Raw genomic sequence first — 14,858 nt, 5'->3', positions numbered from 1 at the left:
GCGGCGAGCCGGTATCCGGCGCCGGCGGTGCGTCGGGCGTTACGAGGCGCGTGCGGCCCGGCGGGCCTCCAGCGCGGCCTTGCGCTCGTCGAACTTCGTGGCCTGGCCGTTGAGGCCGCCCATGAACATGCCCAGCTCCTCCTGCGCCCGCACTCCGTCCGGACCGAGGCCGCTGACCTCGAGGACCTTGAGGTGGCGCAGCACCGGCTGCAGCACGTCGTCATGGTGGATCCGCAGGTTGTAGATCCCGCCGATTGCCATCCGGGCGGCCGCCCGCTCGAAGCCGGGCATGCCGTGGCCGGGCATCCGGAACTGCACGACGACATCGCGGATCGCCTGCATCGTGAGGTCGGGGGCGAGCTGCAGCGCCGCGGCCAGCAGGTTGCGGTAGAAGACCATGTGGAGGTTCTCGTCGGTGGCGATCCGGGCCAGCATCCGGTCGCAGACCGGGTCCCCCGACTGGTGTCCGGTGTTGCGGTGCGAGACGCGGGTGGCCAGCTCCTGGAAGGCCACGTACGCCACCGAGTGCAGCATGCTGTGCCGGTTGTCGGACTCGAAGCCCTCCGACATGTGCTGCATGCGGAAGCGCTCCAGCTCGACCGGGTCCACGGCGCGGCTGGTCAGCAGGTAGTCACGCATGACGATTCCGTGCCGGCCCTCTTCCGCGGTCCAGCGGTGCACCCAGGTGCCCCAGGCGCCGTCGCGTCCGAAGAGCGAGGCGATCTCGTGGTGGTAGCTGGGGAGGTTGTCCTCGGTGAGCAGGTTCACGACGAGCGCGATCCGGCCGATCTCGGTGACCTTGGACTGCTCGGGGGCCCAGGCGTCGCCGCCCATGATCCCGTCGAAGTTGCGGCCGTCGCTCCACGGCACGTACTCGTGGGGCATCCATTCCTTGGCTACCGCGAGGTGGCGGTTGAGCTCGGTCTCGACCACCTCTTCCAGGGCGTACAGCAGCCGCGCGTCACTCCATGTGTCCGATCCGGGACGGTGGGATTCGGTGATGGTCACGGTGGCTCCTGATGGCTGGCAAGGCACCTACGGGGACGTAAGTTACGCAACCGTAGGTTATGAGTCGCCGAAAAGGCAACCGTCGCCCCGCTGGGTGTATGGAACAGCTACGGACAGATACGGAACGGCTAGCTCCGCGCGGACAGCTCGCGCACTCGTACGGACAAGCACGTGACGCAGCCCTCCAGCTTCTCGAATTCGCTGATGTCGACCAGGACCGGCCGGTATCCCAGACCGCTGAACAGCTCCGCACTGCGGGGAGCACTCGCGGCCATGAGCAGCACGTCTCCGCCGAGGAGCACTACATGGGACCCAGCCTCCTCCGGGACCGGTCGGAAGTGCGTAAAGACGGCCGGATCGTCGACCAGTGGCGGATATCCGATGATCGTTCCGTCGGGCAGGGCCGTCACCGCCGACTTCAGGTGCAGCACCTTGGCAACCGGGACCGCGACCACCCGCGCGCCCAGCGGCTCGAACACCGCCCGCAGCTGCCGCACGCCCTCCGCGTTGGTACGCCCGCCCCGGCCGACGTAGAGGGTGTCCCCGACCTTCAGGATGTCGCCGCCGTCCAGCGTTCCGGGCTCCCGGATCCGGTTCACCGAGCAGCCGAGCGCGATCGCCGCCTCCTCGGCGCCGGCCGTCTCGGGCCGCCGCGAGGGGGCGCCGGGGCGCGAGATCAGCGCCACGTTCCGGAACACGACCATGGTGTCCTCGATGAAGACCCCGTCCGGACAGTCGTCCGCCGGCGCGGCCTCGACCGTCTCCCAGCCGTGCTCCGCGAGGACCGCGGTGTAGCGCTCCCACTGCCGCAGCGCCAGCGCGGGGTCGACCGGCGACCGGTCGATGTGCGTCACCAGGCCCTCGGCCAGGCGCGGACTGGGACGGCGGACGATCGCCTTCTTGCTGGGCATATAGGATCTGCTCCCTGATGAGTGCCACTCTTGTTGCCAAGGATCTTGCCGCAGGACAGGGGGACCGAGTCCTGTTCTCCGGCCTCGAACTCGTCGTCGCCCCCGGCGATGTCATCGGCCTGGTCGGTGCCAACGGCGCCGGCAAGTCGACGCTGCTGCGGCTGCTCGCCGGGCTCGACACCCCCGAGCAGGGTGTGCTGCGGCTGAGCCCGCCCAGCGCCGCCGTCGGCCATCTGCCGCAGGAGCCCGAGCGGCGTCCCGGGGAGACCGTACGGGACTTCCTCGCCCGCCGTACCGGCGTCGCTGCCGCCCAGAGCGCGCTCGACGCCGCCACCCAGGCACTCGTCGACGAGGCGCCCGGCGCCGACGACGCGTACTCCACCGGCCTGGAGCGCTGGCTCGACCTCGGTGGCGCCGACCTGGAGGAGCGCTCCGAGGAGGTCGCCGCCTCGCTGGGCCTGTCCATCGGCCTCGACCAGCAGATGACCTCGCTCTCCGGCGGCCAGGCCGCCCGCGCCGGCCTCGCCTCGCTGCTGCTCAGCCGCTACGACGTCTTCCTGCTCGACGAGCCCACCAACGACCTGGACCTCGACGGCCTCGACCGGCTGGAGAAGTTCGTCAAGGGGCTGCGCGCCGGCACCGTCGTCGTCAGCCACGACCGCGAGTTCCTCACCCGCACCGTGACCAAGGTCGTCGAACTCGATCTCGCCCAGCAGCAGGTGAACACCTACGGCGGCGGCTACGAGGCGTACCTGGAGGAGCGGGAGGTCGCCCGCCGGCACGCCCGCGAGGAGTACGACGAGTTCGCCGACAAGAAGTCCTCCCTCGAAGCCCGCGGCCAGATGCAGCGCTCGTGGATGGACCAGGGCGTCAAGAACGCCCGCCGCAAGGCGACGGACAACGACAAGATCGGCCGCAAGTTCCGCAGCGAGGCGTCCGAGAAGCAGGCCGCCAAGGCCCGCCAGACGCAGCGCATGATCGAACGCCTCGATGTCGTCGACGAGCCCCGCAAGGAGTGGGAGCTCAAGATGGAGATCGCCGCGGCGCCCCGGTCCGGGGCCGTGGTGGCGACGCTGCGCGGCGCCGAGGTCCGCCGCGGGGACTTCACGTTCGGCCCGGTCGACCTGCAGATCGACTGGGCGGACCGGGTCGCGATCACCGGCGCCAACGGCTCCGGCAAGTCCACGCTGCTCGCCGCCCTGCTGGGCCGGCTCCCGCTGGACGCCGGCAACGCCGCGCTCGGCCCGGGAGTCGTCGTGGGCGAGGTGGACCAGGCCCGCGGACTGTTCTTCGGCGACGAGCCGCTGATGGACGCGTTCGCAGCCTCCGTACCCGACCTGGAGCCCGCCGACGTGCGGACGCTGCTGGCCAAGTTCGGCCTCAAGGCCGCTCATGTGCTGCGCCCGGCGGCGACGCTGTCGCCGGGGGAGCGGACCCGGGCCGCGCTGGCCCTGCTGCAGGCCCGCGGGGTCAACCTGCTCGTCCTCGACGAGCCGACCAACCACCTGGACCTGCCGGCGATCGAGCAACTGGAGTCGGCACTGTCCTCGTACAACGGGACGCTGCTGCTGGTCACGCACGACCGGCGGATGCTGGACGCGGTGAGCACCACCCGGCGCATCGAGGTCGCGGACGGCCGGGTCTCGGAGGCCTGACCGGCGGCCGGGCGCGGTCCGGCGGAACCGGAATGCCGCGGGCCGCGTCCAAGCCGTGACCGTTCAGGATCCTGGAGACCGGGAGGCCGTCGGATGCGCGCATGGGCAGGGGCCGTCGCCGTGGTGGCGCTGCTGGGAGCGGCCGGCTGCGGTGCGGACCATCCGGTGAACGGGCCGGGCAACGGGCTCCGCTGCGACTCCACCGTCGTGACCGAGAGGTCCGACGGCAACCACCTCTGCCTCGATGTGGGCAGCTCGGTCCGGGTTGCGCTGGCGGGTGCCGGCTGGGGGCCGGTGACCGTGTCCGGTGCCGGCCTGACCGAGGTCTCCGCCGACTCCTTCCGAGCGTCCGCCCCCGGCTCCGTGAAGCTGGCCACCGCCCGCAAGGTCTGCCCCGCGCCCTCGGCGCCCGGCATGGTCTCCTGCCACGCGATGCAGGCATGGACCGTGACGGTCGACGTGCGGCAGCTATAGACACGGACCCGGACAGGCTGTGGGGGCCTGTCCGGGTCCGTCTGACTTTTTTGTGACCTTTGGCGAATTACTTCAACCAGCCGGGTTTCAGCTGATGTTGAGAGCGGTGTCGTCGAGCACGAAGCTCGTCTGGAGGCTGGAGTCCTCGGTGCCGGTGAAGGTGACCGTCACCGACTGTCCCGCGAACGAGGAGAGGTCGAAGGACTTCTGCGCGTAGCCGGTGTTCTTGTTGAGGTTGGAGTACGTGGCCAGCGTGGTGCTGCCGGCCTTCACCGTCAGCTTGTCGTACGCGGTGGAGGTGGTCGTCTCCGCGGTGTCGATGTGCACCCAGAACGTCAGGGTGGCGTGGCAGCCGCTGGGGACCGTCACCGTCTGGGCGAGCGAGTCGGTGTGGGTGGAGCCGTAGCCGTCGAGCCACGCCTTCCAGGAACCGGAGTGGGCGGCCTCGCTGGAGCTGTTGTCGACCACGCTGGCGCTGGCGGTCCAGGGGGCCGCGGTGCCGGTCTCGAAGCCGGGGTTGCCGAAGAGCTGCGAGGTGCTGCAGCCGCCGCCGACCGGGTTGACGACCCAGGTGAAGGAGGCGCTGCCGGTGGCGTTGGTGCCGTCCTTGGCGGTCACCGTCACGCTGTAGGTGCCGGCGGTGGTGGGCGTACCGCTGATGAGGCCGGTGGAGGAGTTGATCGTGACGCCCGGCGGAAGGCCGGTGGCGCTGTAGGTGAGGGTCTGGCCGCTACCGGAGTCGGTGGCGTGGATCTGCAGGGAGACCGCGGTGTTGACGGTGGTGGACTGGCTGCCCGGGTTCGTCACGGTGACGGTGTTGCCGCCGGTCGAGCCGTTGGTGAAGGCGGCCGTGCCGTTCGGGGTGCCGAGGCCGGTCGGGCCGTCGTAGCCGGCCTTGGCGGTGCACAGGTAGCTGCTGCCGCAGGAGCCGTTGGTGCCGGTGGTCACGTCGTTGAGCGACGAGGTGTGGGCGTACGGGTACGAGGACGGAGTCGTGCCCGCGGCCGGGGTGCCGGCGAGGGCGTAGACGGAGGCGATGATCGGCGCGGAGGCGCTGGTGCCGCCGTACACGTTCCAGCCGCTCGCCTGGTAGCTGTCGTAGACCGCGAGGCCGGTGGCCGGGTCGGCGACCGCGGAGACATCGGCGACGGTGCGCTTGGCGCAGCCGGTGTCGGTCTGCCAGGAGGGCTTGGGGTCGTAGGCGGAGCAGCCGGAGCCGGCGCCGTCGCCACTGGTGGCGCCCCAGACCTTCTCGGTCCAGCCGCGCGGGGTGCTGGAGCGGCTCAGTGAGGTGCCGCCGACCGCGGTGACGTACTGCGAGGCCGCCGGGTACTCGACGCCGTAGCCGCTGTCACCGGAGCTGACGGTGATCGCGACGCCGGGATGGTTGAAGTAGGAGGCGTCCGAGCTGGTGTCGGTGGAGTCCTCGCCGCCGCCGTAGCTGTTGGAGACGTACTTGGCGCCCATCGTGACCGCGCGGTTCACCGCGGCGCCCAGGTCCTCCATGGACGCCGTGGTCGCCTCGACGAGCAGGATGTGGCACTGCGGGCAGACGGCGCTGACCATGTCGACGTCGAGCGAGATCTCGCCCGCCCAACCGGCGTCGGCCGTCGGGTAGTTGGTGCCGCCGTTCTGGTCGACCTTCTTGAAGCAGCCGTTGGCCGTGGTGCAGGCGGGCAGGCCGTACTGGGAGCGGTAGGAGCCCAGGTCGGCCTCGGCCTTGGGGTCGTCGTTGGCGTCGACGATCGCGACGGTCGCACCGGCTCCGGCCGAAGGCAGGGCGTAGGCGCTCTGCAGGTCAGTGGGGCCATAGCCGGACGGGAGCGCGTTCGGGGCGAGGGACAGGTGCTGGACCAGGTCGGTACGGGCCAGTGCGTGACAGGCCATGTAGCCGGCCTGGCTGGGTTCCGAGCAGAGCCGCTCGGTGTGGGGGGTGGTGGCGCTCGCCGCGGCCGGGGTGACCGCGGTGGGGGCGGCCGACGCGGTTGCCGGGCCGGCGACGGCCAGCATGCCGGCGGAGGCCAGGGCCGCCGCCGACAGGACGGCGGTGACGCCGCGACGGGTGAGGCGTCTGGCGCGGTTGGGGGTTCTCGATGGCAATGAACAGCCCTCCATGGGGGGATCGGTCCCCGGCGGCGGGCAACCGTTGAGGCAAGATGTCATGGTCATGACATTGCCTGATGAAGGAGACGCCGCGGGGCTTCGCGTAGCGCACGTTCATTGGTGGTGAAGGCGACGGCGAGGGTGACGCCGGCGCTGGAAGGAGCTGCCACCCCGTTCAGTGGTGGCCAACGCTGAACGTAGTGAAGGCTGTGCCCAAGGGACTACCGGGCAATGGCAAAGTCTTCCTTTCGGTCAGCGATCTCGGCCGTATAGCTTGAGCGCCCATGGAGTTCGAAGAGGGTCCGGTCAACGACCTTGTGGCGCTGGGGCTGGCGCGGTACGAGGCACGCGTCTACCTCGCGCTGGTCAGGCGCGAGTCCTACACCGCCGCGGAGGTGGCCCGCGAGGCGGACGTCCCCCGCCAGCGGGTCTACGACGTCCTCGACGCACTCGTGCGCCGGCGGCTCGCCATCGCCCGGCCCGGCCGGGTGGCGACGTTCTCCGCCATCGCGCCGGAACTGGCCATCGCCCGGCTGATGGCACTCCAACGGGAGTCGCTGGAACGGCTGGACCGGGTCTCGGCCGGGCTCGCCTCCGCGCTGCTGCCGATCTGGACCGACGGCCGGACGCACACCGATCCGCTCGACTACATCGAGGTGCTGCGCGACCCCAAGGTGATCGCCGAGCGGTTCGCGGACATCCAGGAGCAGGCCGGGCACGAGCTGCTCAGCTTCTGCAAGCCGCCCTTCGTCGCCCCCGCCGCCAACACCGAGGGCATCAAGGTCGTCCGCAGGCTGCGCAAGGCCGGCGGAACGGTCCGGGCGATCTACACGCACGACGCGCTCGCCGACGCGGAGGTCCTGGAGAACGTCCGCCGCTTCGGCGAGGCGGGGGAGGAGGCGCGGTTCGCCGTCGAACTGCCGATGAAGCTGATCATCGCGGACGCCTCACTCGTGCTGTGCGACATGCCGGATCCGGTGGCCGGAACCGGCTCCACCACCGCGCTGTTCATCGAACATCCGGCTCTCGCGGGCTGCCTGCGCCTCGCCTTCCTCACGGTCTGGGGGAGCGCCGAGACGGTGCCCACGGATCCGCCGTCCTGAGCGAGCCCGGGCCCCCGGCCGGACCTGACGTGAAAGGCGCGTCGTGAGCGTCCACTCCCGGCTGGGCTGCCCCTTTCCGGCCGGGTGGTCGGCCCCGGCCGGGGTGGCCGGGACACGTTCGGTCGCGCCCCGCTGGAGTTAAGGTGGCGGCGTGGCCGTGTTCCTGCTCGGCGTTGGTGCCGCCTGTTGCCTCGGACTGGGGTTCGTGCTGCAGCAGCGCGCGGCGCAGCGTGCCCCGCTGGCGGACTTCCTCTCGTTCCGGCTTCTCCTCGACCTGATCAAGATGCCCCAGTGGCTGCTGGGCATGGCGCTCATGATCAGCGGCCAGGTGCTGGGGGCGCTGGCCCTGGCGCACGGCGAGGTGTCCCTCGTCGAGCCGCTCCTCGCGACCAATCTGCTGTTCGCCCTGGCGCTCTCCCGCCGGCTGTCCGGCCAGCCGCTGGGCCTGAGCGGCTGGGCGGGGGTCGGGCTGCTGGCCCTCGGCGTGACGGCGTTCATCGTCGCCGGGCAGCCGGCCGGGGGCGGCCCCGACGCGGGGGTGCTGCGCCACTGGCTGGTACTGGGGATCGTCGTCGGACTCGCGCTGCTGCTCGTGGCCTGCGCCAAGCGGCTTCCCTCCTCCTCCGAGGCGACCCTGCTGGCGCTGGCGGCGGGCCTGCTCTACGGGCTGCAGGACGCGCTGACGCGGATCTGCGGTGAGCTGGCCCGGGAGGACGGTGTCGAGATACTGGCGTTGCACTGGCAGCCGTACGCGGTCGCGGCGATCGGCCTCACCGGGCTCGTCCTCGTGCAGAGCGCCTTCGAGACCGCCCCGCTGCGGATGTCGCTGCCCGCGCTGACGGCCGCCCAGCCGCTGGCGGGAATCGCCTGCGGCATCGGCTTCCTCGGGGACCGGCTGCGGGTGACGACCGGTGCGCTGGCCTGGGAGGCGGCCGGGCTCGCGGCGATCACGGTGGGGGTGGTGCTGCTGGGACGGCACCCGGCGATGCCGGACGCGCAGCCCGACGGGGAGCCGGCGAAGGAAGCCACGGGGAGTGCGACCTGAGGGGCACCCGCCACTGCCCTCAGGCCCATGCCCAGCCGGACTCGACGCCGAGGAACCGCCCCAGATCGGCGACCTCGGCGTCGATGCCGTGCTCGACGGCGTCGAGTGGCGGCCGGAACGGGTCGACGCGGACGGCCAGTCGGCCGCCGGGACCCCACTCGTGCCGCCAGATGCCGACGACCTCGCCGTCCAGCAGCACGCACGGGGTGATGAACCCGCCGCCGGTCGCGACGAGAGGGCCGAAGGACGGGTCCAGCAGCAGGTCCCGGTCGCGGTAGCCCAGCAAGTACGGGTCGAAGTGTCCGATCAGCCGGACGGACGGCGTCGGTGGCCGCGGTGCGTCGGTGCCTGCGGTCACCCACAGCGGGCCGTCCGGTCCCGCGATCCGCGCCAGCTTCTCCCCGGCTTCCTGGAAGCCGCGCTTGGCCTGGCCGGCGGGCAGTCCTGACCAGCGCGCGAAGTCCTTTGCGGTCGCGGGTCCGTATGCGGCCACATGTCGCTCGGCGAGCGCGGCCAGTGCCTCGTCTCCCGACAGCTCCGGCCCGCCGATGCCGTCCAGCCACTCCTCGCACAGCACATAAGTCGATTTGTCGCCGTCGGTCTCCGGTCCCCGGCACACCAGGCCCGTCGCGGCCGCGTAGAGCATCAGATGGGCCGGAGCCTGGCTGCGCGGATCCAGGGTGAGACCGAGCTCGCCGAGCCCGCGCACGATGTCGTCACGGAGCATCGGCGCCCGCCCGGCCAGCACTTTCTCCAGCGCGGGAAGCGCGCGGGCGCAGGTCTCCTCGTCCAGGCCCAGCTGCAGGCGCCTGCCGCGCTGCGCGGCGGCGGCACGCGGGCCCAGCAGCGACGTCATCCAGCGCACGTCCGCCGCCGGGACGGCGTGCAGAGTGCCGCGCATCAGCCAGGTGCGGACCAGCGAGCGATCACCGGCGGCGCACGCCGCATCGACGTCCCCGGCGGTGAGCCCCGCGGTCCTGGCGCGCACCTGCAACCGGCACGCCTTGGCGTCCTGCGCCTGCAGCGCGCCGGCTCCGCGTGCCGCCGCGGCGACTCCGACCCCGTCCCGCGGCCCGGCCAGCCCCTGCGCGTGGACCCGCCAGGACCGCACCTGAGCGGGCGTCAATTCCGACATGGACCCATCCTGCCGCACCTGCCGCGCAGGGTTCGTACATCCGATCACGAACGCCCCTGCGCCCCCGGCTGCCTGGGGCCCAGCGATCCACTCGCGCCGGGCTGGGCACCGCCGGTCGGACGTGAGGGGAGCGACCGGGTCACCCCTTGCCGAAGTGCTCCAGCGGGAAGGCGCCGGACGCCAGGGCGGTCTGCGTGAACGATCCGGCCAGTTCGGTGAGGCGGGCGACGCCGGTGGCGCCCAGGTGGTCGTAGGGGGCGCGGTCGATGCGGTCGGTGGCGGCTTCGATGTCGCGCCGCAGCTCGGTGCCCGCGTCGGTGAGCTCGCCCGCCGCGTCGAGCACTCCGCGCTCGCGCAGCCGATCCTGGCAGGCGGCCCACTGCTCGGCCGTCCAGCCCCTGCTGGCCTGGACGAAGCGCGGGGTGAAGCCCTTGCCGGTCGCGGTGTGGCTGACGATGGCCTCCAGGCCGTCGAGTTCGGCCGCCATCAGCGCGGCGAGGTGGCCGTCGCCCCGGTGCTCGCGCAGCAGCGTGGCGGCGTGCCAGAGCGCGAGGTGCGGTGCGGTGGGCACCGGCAGGTCGGCGTTGGCGGCGTAGAGCGGGCGGGCGGCCCGCTCGCAGGCCTCGGTGGCGCGCAGCGCCAGGGCGGCGGCCTCGGCCATCTCCGGCGAGGCGACGACGTCCGCGCCGAGCAGCCGGGTGAGCGCGGTGTCGACCGCACGCAGCCGGGCGTCGATGACGGCTTCGGGGGTGGCGATCGTCCAGGCGCGCGGGATGTGCCGGATCACCAGGTCGTGGTTGAAGTTGTAGAACGTCGCGGTGACGGTACCGGCTCCGACGGCCCCCAGCGGCGCCGCCCGACCCGCGAAGTACGTCATGCTGCCGGGCTCGAGGCCGAGCCGGGCGAGTTCGGCCGCGAACTCGGGCGAGAAGTACGCGCTGGAGTGCAGCGGGTTCAGCGTGTTCTGGCAGCGGCGCGCCGCGTGGGGGTCCGAAGCGGTAGTAGTCATGGACCACAGGTTACCGACCGGTCAGCATGTTGCCGAGGGGCGTGCGTTCGTTCCGGCCACCGCGACGGAAAGCGTTGCTATCAGCACAGCATGGTCGTGAATTAGTTGAATCCATGGCGTTCAACTGCTGAGATCGATAGTGTTCCGGTGTCTGCTGCACGCCTTACGGAGGCCCTGATGTCCACCGACGAACCCGCCCGCATGCTCCCGGTCACCGACCGGACCCGTCATCGGCGGCTGCGTGAGCAGGGCAGTGTGTCCCGCGACGACCTGGACGCGGTGCTGGGCGCCGGTTTCGTCTGCCATCTCGCCGTGGTGGTGGACGGCTCGCCGCTGGCGGTCCCCACGGTCTACGGGTTCGACGCGGCCGCCGACACCGTCTATCTGCACGGCTCGGCCGCCAGTCGCAGCCTCGTGCAGTCGCCCGGGGCGTCCGTCTGCGTCACCGTCACCCACATCGACGCTCTGGTGCTGGCGCGATCCGTCTTCGAGCACAGCGTCAACTACCGCAGCGCGATGGTGCTCGGGGTGCCGCGCGTCGTCACCGATCCCGATGAGAAGCTGCACGGCCTGCGCGTGCTGGCCGAGCAGTCCGCACCCGGCCGGTGGGACCACGCGCGCGGCCCCTCCCGCAAGGAGCTCGCCGCCACCACGCTGCTCGCGCTCGGACTCGACGAGGCCTCGGTGAAGACGAGCACCGGCCACACCGACGACGCCGACGGCCCGGACGGCGAACTCTCCGTATGGGCCGGGGTGCTGCCGCTGCTCCACACCTGGGGCGAACCCGAGCCGGACCCGGCCCTGCGCGCCGGCATTCCGCTCCCGTCGCACGTCGCGGCCAGGGCGGGCACGCCGGCGGGGTGATCTCCGGGGCCGGCTCAGCCGGCGGTCGGCGACCAGGCGAAGGTGGGCGTCCGGCCCTCCAGGAAGGCGGCGACGCCCTCGGCGGTGTCACCGCTCGTGCGTGCCTGCCGCTGCCAGTGGGCGATCCGCAGCGGGTCCAGGCCGGGCGTCGCGAACTCCTTCGCCGCGGCCTGCGTGAGCTGCGAGCGCGATGCCAGAACGGCGCTGAACTCCGCGACGCGCTTGTCGAGTCGGTCGTCGGGCAGCACCTCGTCGACGAGCCCGGTCCGCAACGCCCGCTCGTGGTCGATCAACTCGGCCGAGAACAGCAGGTACTTGGCGGTCGCGGGGCCGACCAGACCGACCAGCCGACGGGTGGACGAGGCGGCGTAGACGATGCCGAGCCGGGCCGGTGTGACGCCGAAGCGCGCCCCCTCGGCCGCGAACCGCAGATCGCAGGCGGCGGCGAGCTGGCAGCCGCCGCCCACACAGAAGCCGCGCACGGCCGCGATCGTCGGCTTCGGGAAGGCGGCCAGCGCCTCCTCGGCCCGGACCGCCGCGTCCTGTGTGCGACCGGAGCCGCTGCCGGTCTCCCGCAGCCCTGAGATGTCCGCGCCCGCGCAGAAGGTGCCGTCCGCCCCGGTGAGCACCAGGACCCGCACGGCCGGATCGGAGGCGAGACCGTCCAGCAGGCCGGGGAGCGCCTCCCACATGTCGGTGGTCATGGCGTTCCGCTTGGCCGGATTGCTGATGGTCACCGTGGCGGTGCCGTCCGCGATGTCCAGCAACAACCCGGGCTGTGCGCCGGGCTTCGGGCCGGGCTCGGGCATCCGGGCTCCCCTTCCGTACGTTCCGTGCGGCGCGCGTGCCGCCTGCGCATGTGGCCGATCACCGAATCCTATCCGCGAACAAACAGGGGTAAAAAGGCTGTAGGACATCAATCTGTTCGAGGCGAGGAGGCGGCCATGGCCGCACTCAGGAAGTCGGACCGGCGACCGGAGGCCCGGATCAGCCGCAGCTTCGGATGGCTTGCCGCGCTCGGCGTCGTACTGGTGCTGTGCGGGCTGATCGGTCTCGCCTACACGGCCTTCGCCACCCTCACCTCGGTGCTGCTCTTCGGCTGGTTGCTGCTGATCGGCGGCTTCGTCGGCCTGCTGCACGCCGTCCAGTCGCGCGATACGAACTTCTTCTGGCTCGCGCTGGTGGTCGCCGCGCTGAACCTGGCGGCGGGGGTCGTCGTCATCCGCAGGCCGGACGGCACCGCCGCGGCGCTGACGATGTTCGCCGCGCTGCTCTTCCTGACCGGCGGGGTGTTCCGGCTCTTCGGCGGGCTGGCGGTCCGCGGCCCGCAGACGCTCTCCACCGTGCTGCAGGGCGCGGTCGGCATCCTGCTCGGCGTCCTGGTGTTGGCCAACTGGCCGGAGAGCAGCCGATACGTCCTCGGCTTCTTCTTCTCCCTCACCCTGCTCTTCGACGGCCTCGGGCTGGTGGCCGGCGGTATCGGTGGCCGGCGCGTCGTCGGCATGGTCACGGACGCCCGCGACGCGGCGGACGCTCGGGCGGAGGCCGCGGCCGAGGCTCGGACGGAACCCGCGACGGGGCCGGGCTCGGAACCCGCAGGGTCGGCGGGATCGCCGGATAGCCCGGTTGTGGAACATTCCACGAAGCAGGAACAAGGCGATCAGAATCGGTCGCCCGAGTGACAAAGTCTTTCGACTGCGGACAGGATGCGCCGAAAGGTGCGGACTTACGGTTACCCGCCCGGTGAACTCCCCCCACTCCGGAGACTCGGTCCGTGAGGCGGATCTCGTCGGCGGCCCGGCAGCGGGCGGCGGCGGGAACTGCGGGGACACGTCACACGAAGGCGATGGTGGGTGCCGTCATGGAGGTCTGCGGGAGCGTCCCGCCCGATCCGGCGACGGCCGAGGTACCGGTCGATCCGGGTGATCCGGGCGGCCTTGGCGCTTCGGGTGGTCCCGGTGCCCATTTCGCACCGCCGCCACCGTACGCGGGCGCATGGCGCTTCACCGCGCCGGCGGTGGACTCCTCGGTACCCCAGGTCCGGCACGGTGTCCGGGACCTCATCGCCGACCGGAAGGTGCCCGTCGGTGACGATCTGCTGGCCGGCATCCTGCTGATCGTGTCGGAGCTGGTGACCAACGCGGTCCGGCACGCGGCGCTGCTGTCGCCGCAGATCACCATCGAGGTCGCGGTGGGCCCCGACTGGATCCGGGTCGGCGTCGAGGACAACCACCCCTACCGCCCCAAGGCGCTGGAAGCGGAGTACGGCGACACCGGCGGCCGCGGCCTGCTGCTGGTCAAGGCCGTCACGGCGGAATCCGGCGGGATGTGCGACGTGACCCACACCGAATCCGGCGGCAAGGTGATCTGGGCGCTGCTGCCACTGCCGATCGCGGGCCCGTAGAACCACCGGCGCTGCTCCTCCCCGGAGCCGGCCCGGCGGTTCCGGCCCGCTCCTACCAGCCGGCGTCGCCGGTCAGCTCGCGGATCGCGGGCAGCGATGCGTCCCACACCGTCCCGAACCAGGCGGAGAACGGGCCGCGCTCGCGGATCTCCTCCAGCTCGGGCGGCGTCACGAACGCGGTCTCGCCGATCTCCTCGGGGTCGGGCCGCAGTTGCGCCCGGACGAGGCCGACGAAGAGGTGGTTGAACTCCTGCTCGACCAGCCCGGACTCCGGGTCCGGGTGGTTGTAGCGGACGGTGCCGGCCTCACGCAGCAGCGCGGGAGCCGTCCCCAGCTCCTCGGCGGTGCGCCGGGCGGCGGCCACGAACGGCGGCTCGGCCGGGTACGGGTGCCCGCAGCAGGTGTTCGACCAGACGCCCGGGGAGTGGTACTTGCCCATCGCCCGGCGCTGGAGCAGCAGCCGGCCCTCGTCGTCGAAGAGGAAGACGGAGAAGGCCCGGTGCAGCCGGCCGGGGGCCAGATGCGCGGACAGCTTCTCGGCGGTGCCGATCGTCACACCGGCCTCGTCGACCAGCTCCAGCATGATCGGTTCCGCGACTCCGTTGCTGGAGGGATCCGTCGCGGGGGTGCCGGGCCGGCCGGTGGCGGGACTGGTTGGCATGTCCATCCTTCGCATTCGACGACAAGTCCTCAGTCTGCCTCACGTGGCGCCACCCGCTGTGGTTGCACCGCCCGCCCCACGTCACCCGAAGGGGGTCGGTGGCACAAGCGTGCCTCGCGTTCCGCGGGCCCGAGCGGTGCCGGCCGGAGGACGCGGTGCTCGACGTCGAAGCGGTCGTCGGGCTCACCGTCGACCGTTGGCCGGCCTCCGCGAGCGCGAGCCGCGCGGTCTTCGTCCGACAGCCATCGGCGAAGCGGTTTGACGCACAGTAGGCACGTCGATACCGGCAATCGTTGTCATACGCGGTGACCTGCGACGATGCAGCGCGAGGCGATCGCTGCGACATCACCCGGACGGCGGTGTCCGGCCGTCGCCCGGCCGCTGTTTGTCGCTGGGGCCCGGATCGACCATGATGATCACGTGGTTCGCATGGCGGGGAGGCCCCCGGCGAAGCGCACGAGGAAGCAAACGGGTGATGAACGGCCG

The 14,858-nt window shown here is 71.9% G+C and carries 14 protein-coding genes; 7 read left to right on the top strand and 7 right to left on the bottom strand.

Annotated elements, in window-relative coordinates; translation table 11 throughout:
• Positions 1-39: 39 nt before the first annotated feature.
• Together AC07DC_RS05940 and ddaH are read right to left on the bottom strand one after the other, a co-directional pair.
• Positions 40-1,008, bottom strand: coding sequence for an acyl-ACP desaturase (locus tag AC07DC_RS05940; RefSeq protein ID WP_478912171.1), 969 nt, complete (start codon positions 1,006-1,008; stop codon positions 40-42).
• A gap of 128 nt (positions 1,009-1,136) precedes the next feature.
• On the bottom strand, positions 1,137-1,919 hold the full coding sequence (gene ddaH, locus AC07DC_RS05935; RefSeq protein ID WP_478912169.1) for a dimethylargininase: 783 nt from the start codon (positions 1,917-1,919) through the stop codon (positions 1,137-1,139).
• 17 nt (positions 1,920-1,936) lie between these two features.
• Between ddaH and AC07DC_RS05930 the strand changes: the two genes are divergently transcribed.
• Together AC07DC_RS05930 and AC07DC_RS05925 are read left to right on the top strand one after the other, a co-directional pair.
• Positions 1,937-3,574, top strand: coding sequence for an ABC-F family ATP-binding cassette domain-containing protein (locus AC07DC_RS05930; RefSeq protein WP_478912167.1), 1,638 nt, complete (start codon positions 1,937-1,939; stop codon positions 3,572-3,574).
• Between the two features lie 93 nt (positions 3,575-3,667).
• Entirely contained in the window at positions 3,668-4,048 is a 381-nt protein-coding gene (locus AC07DC_RS05925; RefSeq protein ID WP_478912165.1) for a hypothetical protein, read from the top strand.
• 87 nt (positions 4,049-4,135) lie between these two features.
• Here AC07DC_RS05925 and AC07DC_RS05920 read toward each other — a convergent pair whose 3' ends face one another.
• Entirely contained in the window at positions 4,136-6,163 is a 2,028-nt protein-coding gene (locus AC07DC_RS05920) for a putative Ig domain-containing protein (protein WP_478912632.1), read from the bottom strand.
• A gap of 272 nt (positions 6,164-6,435) precedes the next feature.
• On the opposite strand from AC07DC_RS05920, the gene AC07DC_RS05915 reads away from it, so the two are divergent.
• Both AC07DC_RS05915 and AC07DC_RS05910 read left to right on the top strand, forming a co-directional pair.
• Positions 6,436-7,254, top strand: a complete 819-nt coding sequence (locus tag AC07DC_RS05915; RefSeq protein WP_478912163.1) for a TrmB family transcriptional regulator — start codon at positions 6,436-6,438, stop codon at positions 7,252-7,254.
• A 151-nt stretch (positions 7,255-7,405) separates the two neighbouring features.
• Positions 7,406-8,299 carry a DMT family transporter gene (locus tag AC07DC_RS05910; protein WP_478912161.1) on the top strand — a complete coding sequence of 298 codons (894 nt, stop codon included), beginning with the start codon at positions 7,406-7,408 and terminating at the stop codon, positions 8,297-8,299.
• 19 nt (positions 8,300-8,318) lie between these two features.
• Here AC07DC_RS05910 and AC07DC_RS05905 read toward each other — a convergent pair whose 3' ends face one another.
• Entirely contained in the window at positions 8,319-9,434 is a 1,116-nt protein-coding gene (locus AC07DC_RS05905) for a winged helix DNA-binding domain-containing protein (protein ID WP_478912159.1), read from the bottom strand.
• A 139-nt stretch (positions 9,435-9,573) separates the two neighbouring features.
• Positions 9,574-10,443: an SCO6745 family protein gene (locus AC07DC_RS05900; protein WP_478912158.1), complete on the bottom strand. Its 870-nt coding sequence runs from the start codon at positions 10,441-10,443 to the stop codon at positions 9,574-9,576.
• Positions 10,444-10,620: 177 nt separating this feature from the next.
• On the opposite strand from AC07DC_RS05900, the gene AC07DC_RS05895 reads away from it, so the two are divergent.
• Positions 10,621-11,307 (top strand): pyridoxamine 5'-phosphate oxidase family protein, encoded by a 687-nt coding sequence (locus AC07DC_RS05895; protein WP_478912156.1) that lies wholly within the window; start codon positions 10,621-10,623, stop codon positions 11,305-11,307.
• Between the two features lie 14 nt (positions 11,308-11,321).
• Here the strand turns inward: AC07DC_RS05895 and AC07DC_RS05890 are convergent, their stop codons facing one another.
• Positions 11,322-12,116 (bottom strand): enoyl-CoA hydratase/isomerase family protein, encoded by a 795-nt coding sequence (locus tag AC07DC_RS05890; protein WP_478912154.1) that lies wholly within the window; start codon positions 12,114-12,116, stop codon positions 11,322-11,324.
• A gap of 135 nt (positions 12,117-12,251) precedes the next feature.
• Between AC07DC_RS05890 and AC07DC_RS05885 the strand changes: the two genes are divergently transcribed.
• Positions 12,252-12,989 carry an HdeD family acid-resistance protein gene (locus AC07DC_RS05885; RefSeq protein WP_478912153.1) on the top strand — a complete coding sequence of 246 codons (738 nt, stop codon included), beginning with the start codon at positions 12,252-12,254 and terminating at the stop codon, positions 12,987-12,989.
• Positions 12,990-13,168: 179 nt separating this feature from the next.
• Complete coding sequence (locus tag AC07DC_RS05880) at positions 13,169-13,711, top strand: ATP-binding protein (RefSeq protein WP_478912630.1); 543 nt, start codon at positions 13,169-13,171, stop codon at positions 13,709-13,711.
• Between the two features lie 52 nt (positions 13,712-13,763).
• Here AC07DC_RS05880 and idi read toward each other — a convergent pair whose 3' ends face one another.
• A complete protein-coding gene (idi, locus tag AC07DC_RS05875) occupies positions 13,764-14,372 on the bottom strand; it encodes an isopentenyl-diphosphate Delta-isomerase (protein WP_250978501.1) in 609 nt (202 codons plus the stop codon).
• Positions 14,373-14,858: the final 486 nt, after the last annotated feature.

This window comes from Streptomyces sp. NPDC045021, assembly GCF_056432645.1.
This window is presented reverse-complemented; position numbering and strand designations above follow the sequence as displayed.

What these genes read in the sequence shown, in the direction of transcription:
- ddaH (WP_478912169.1), bottom strand. Translation starts at nt 1,919, where the DNA reads ATGCCCAGCAAGAAGGCGATCGTCCGCCGTCCCAGTCCGCGCCTGGCC.
- AC07DC_RS05930 (WP_478912167.1), top strand. Translation starts at nt 1,937, where the DNA reads ATGAGTGCCACTCTTGTTGCCAAGGATCTTGCCGCAGGACAGGGGGAC.
- AC07DC_RS05925 (WP_478912165.1), top strand. Translation starts at nt 3,668, where the DNA reads ATGCGCGCATGGGCAGGGGCCGTCGCCGTGGTGGCGCTGCTGGGAGCG.
- AC07DC_RS05920 (WP_478912632.1), bottom strand. Translation starts at nt 6,163, where the DNA reads ATGGAGGGCTGTTCATTGCCATCGAGAACCCCCAACCGCGCCAGACGC.
- AC07DC_RS05915 (WP_478912163.1), top strand. Translation starts at nt 6,436, where the DNA reads ATGGAGTTCGAAGAGGGTCCGGTCAACGACCTTGTGGCGCTGGGGCTG.
- AC07DC_RS05905 (WP_478912159.1), bottom strand. Translation starts at nt 9,434, where the DNA reads ATGTCGGAATTGACGCCCGCTCAGGTGCGGTCCTGGCGGGTCCACGCG.
- AC07DC_RS05900 (WP_478912158.1), bottom strand. Translation starts at nt 10,443, where the DNA reads ATGACTACTACCGCTTCGGACCCCCACGCGGCGCGCCGCTGCCAGAAC.
- AC07DC_RS05895 (WP_478912156.1), top strand. Translation starts at nt 10,621, where the DNA reads ATGTCCACCGACGAACCCGCCCGCATGCTCCCGGTCACCGACCGGACC.
- AC07DC_RS05890 (WP_478912154.1), bottom strand. Translation starts at nt 12,116, where the DNA reads ATGCCCGAGCCCGGCCCGAAGCCCGGCGCACAGCCCGGGTTGTTGCTG.
- AC07DC_RS05885 (WP_478912153.1), top strand. Translation starts at nt 12,252, where the DNA reads ATGGCCGCACTCAGGAAGTCGGACCGGCGACCGGAGGCCCGGATCAGC.
- AC07DC_RS05880 (WP_478912630.1), top strand. Translation starts at nt 13,169, where the DNA reads ATGGAGGTCTGCGGGAGCGTCCCGCCCGATCCGGCGACGGCCGAGGTA.
- idi (WP_250978501.1), bottom strand. Translation starts at nt 14,372, where the DNA reads ATGCCAACCAGTCCCGCCACCGGCCGGCCCGGCACCCCCGCGACGGAT.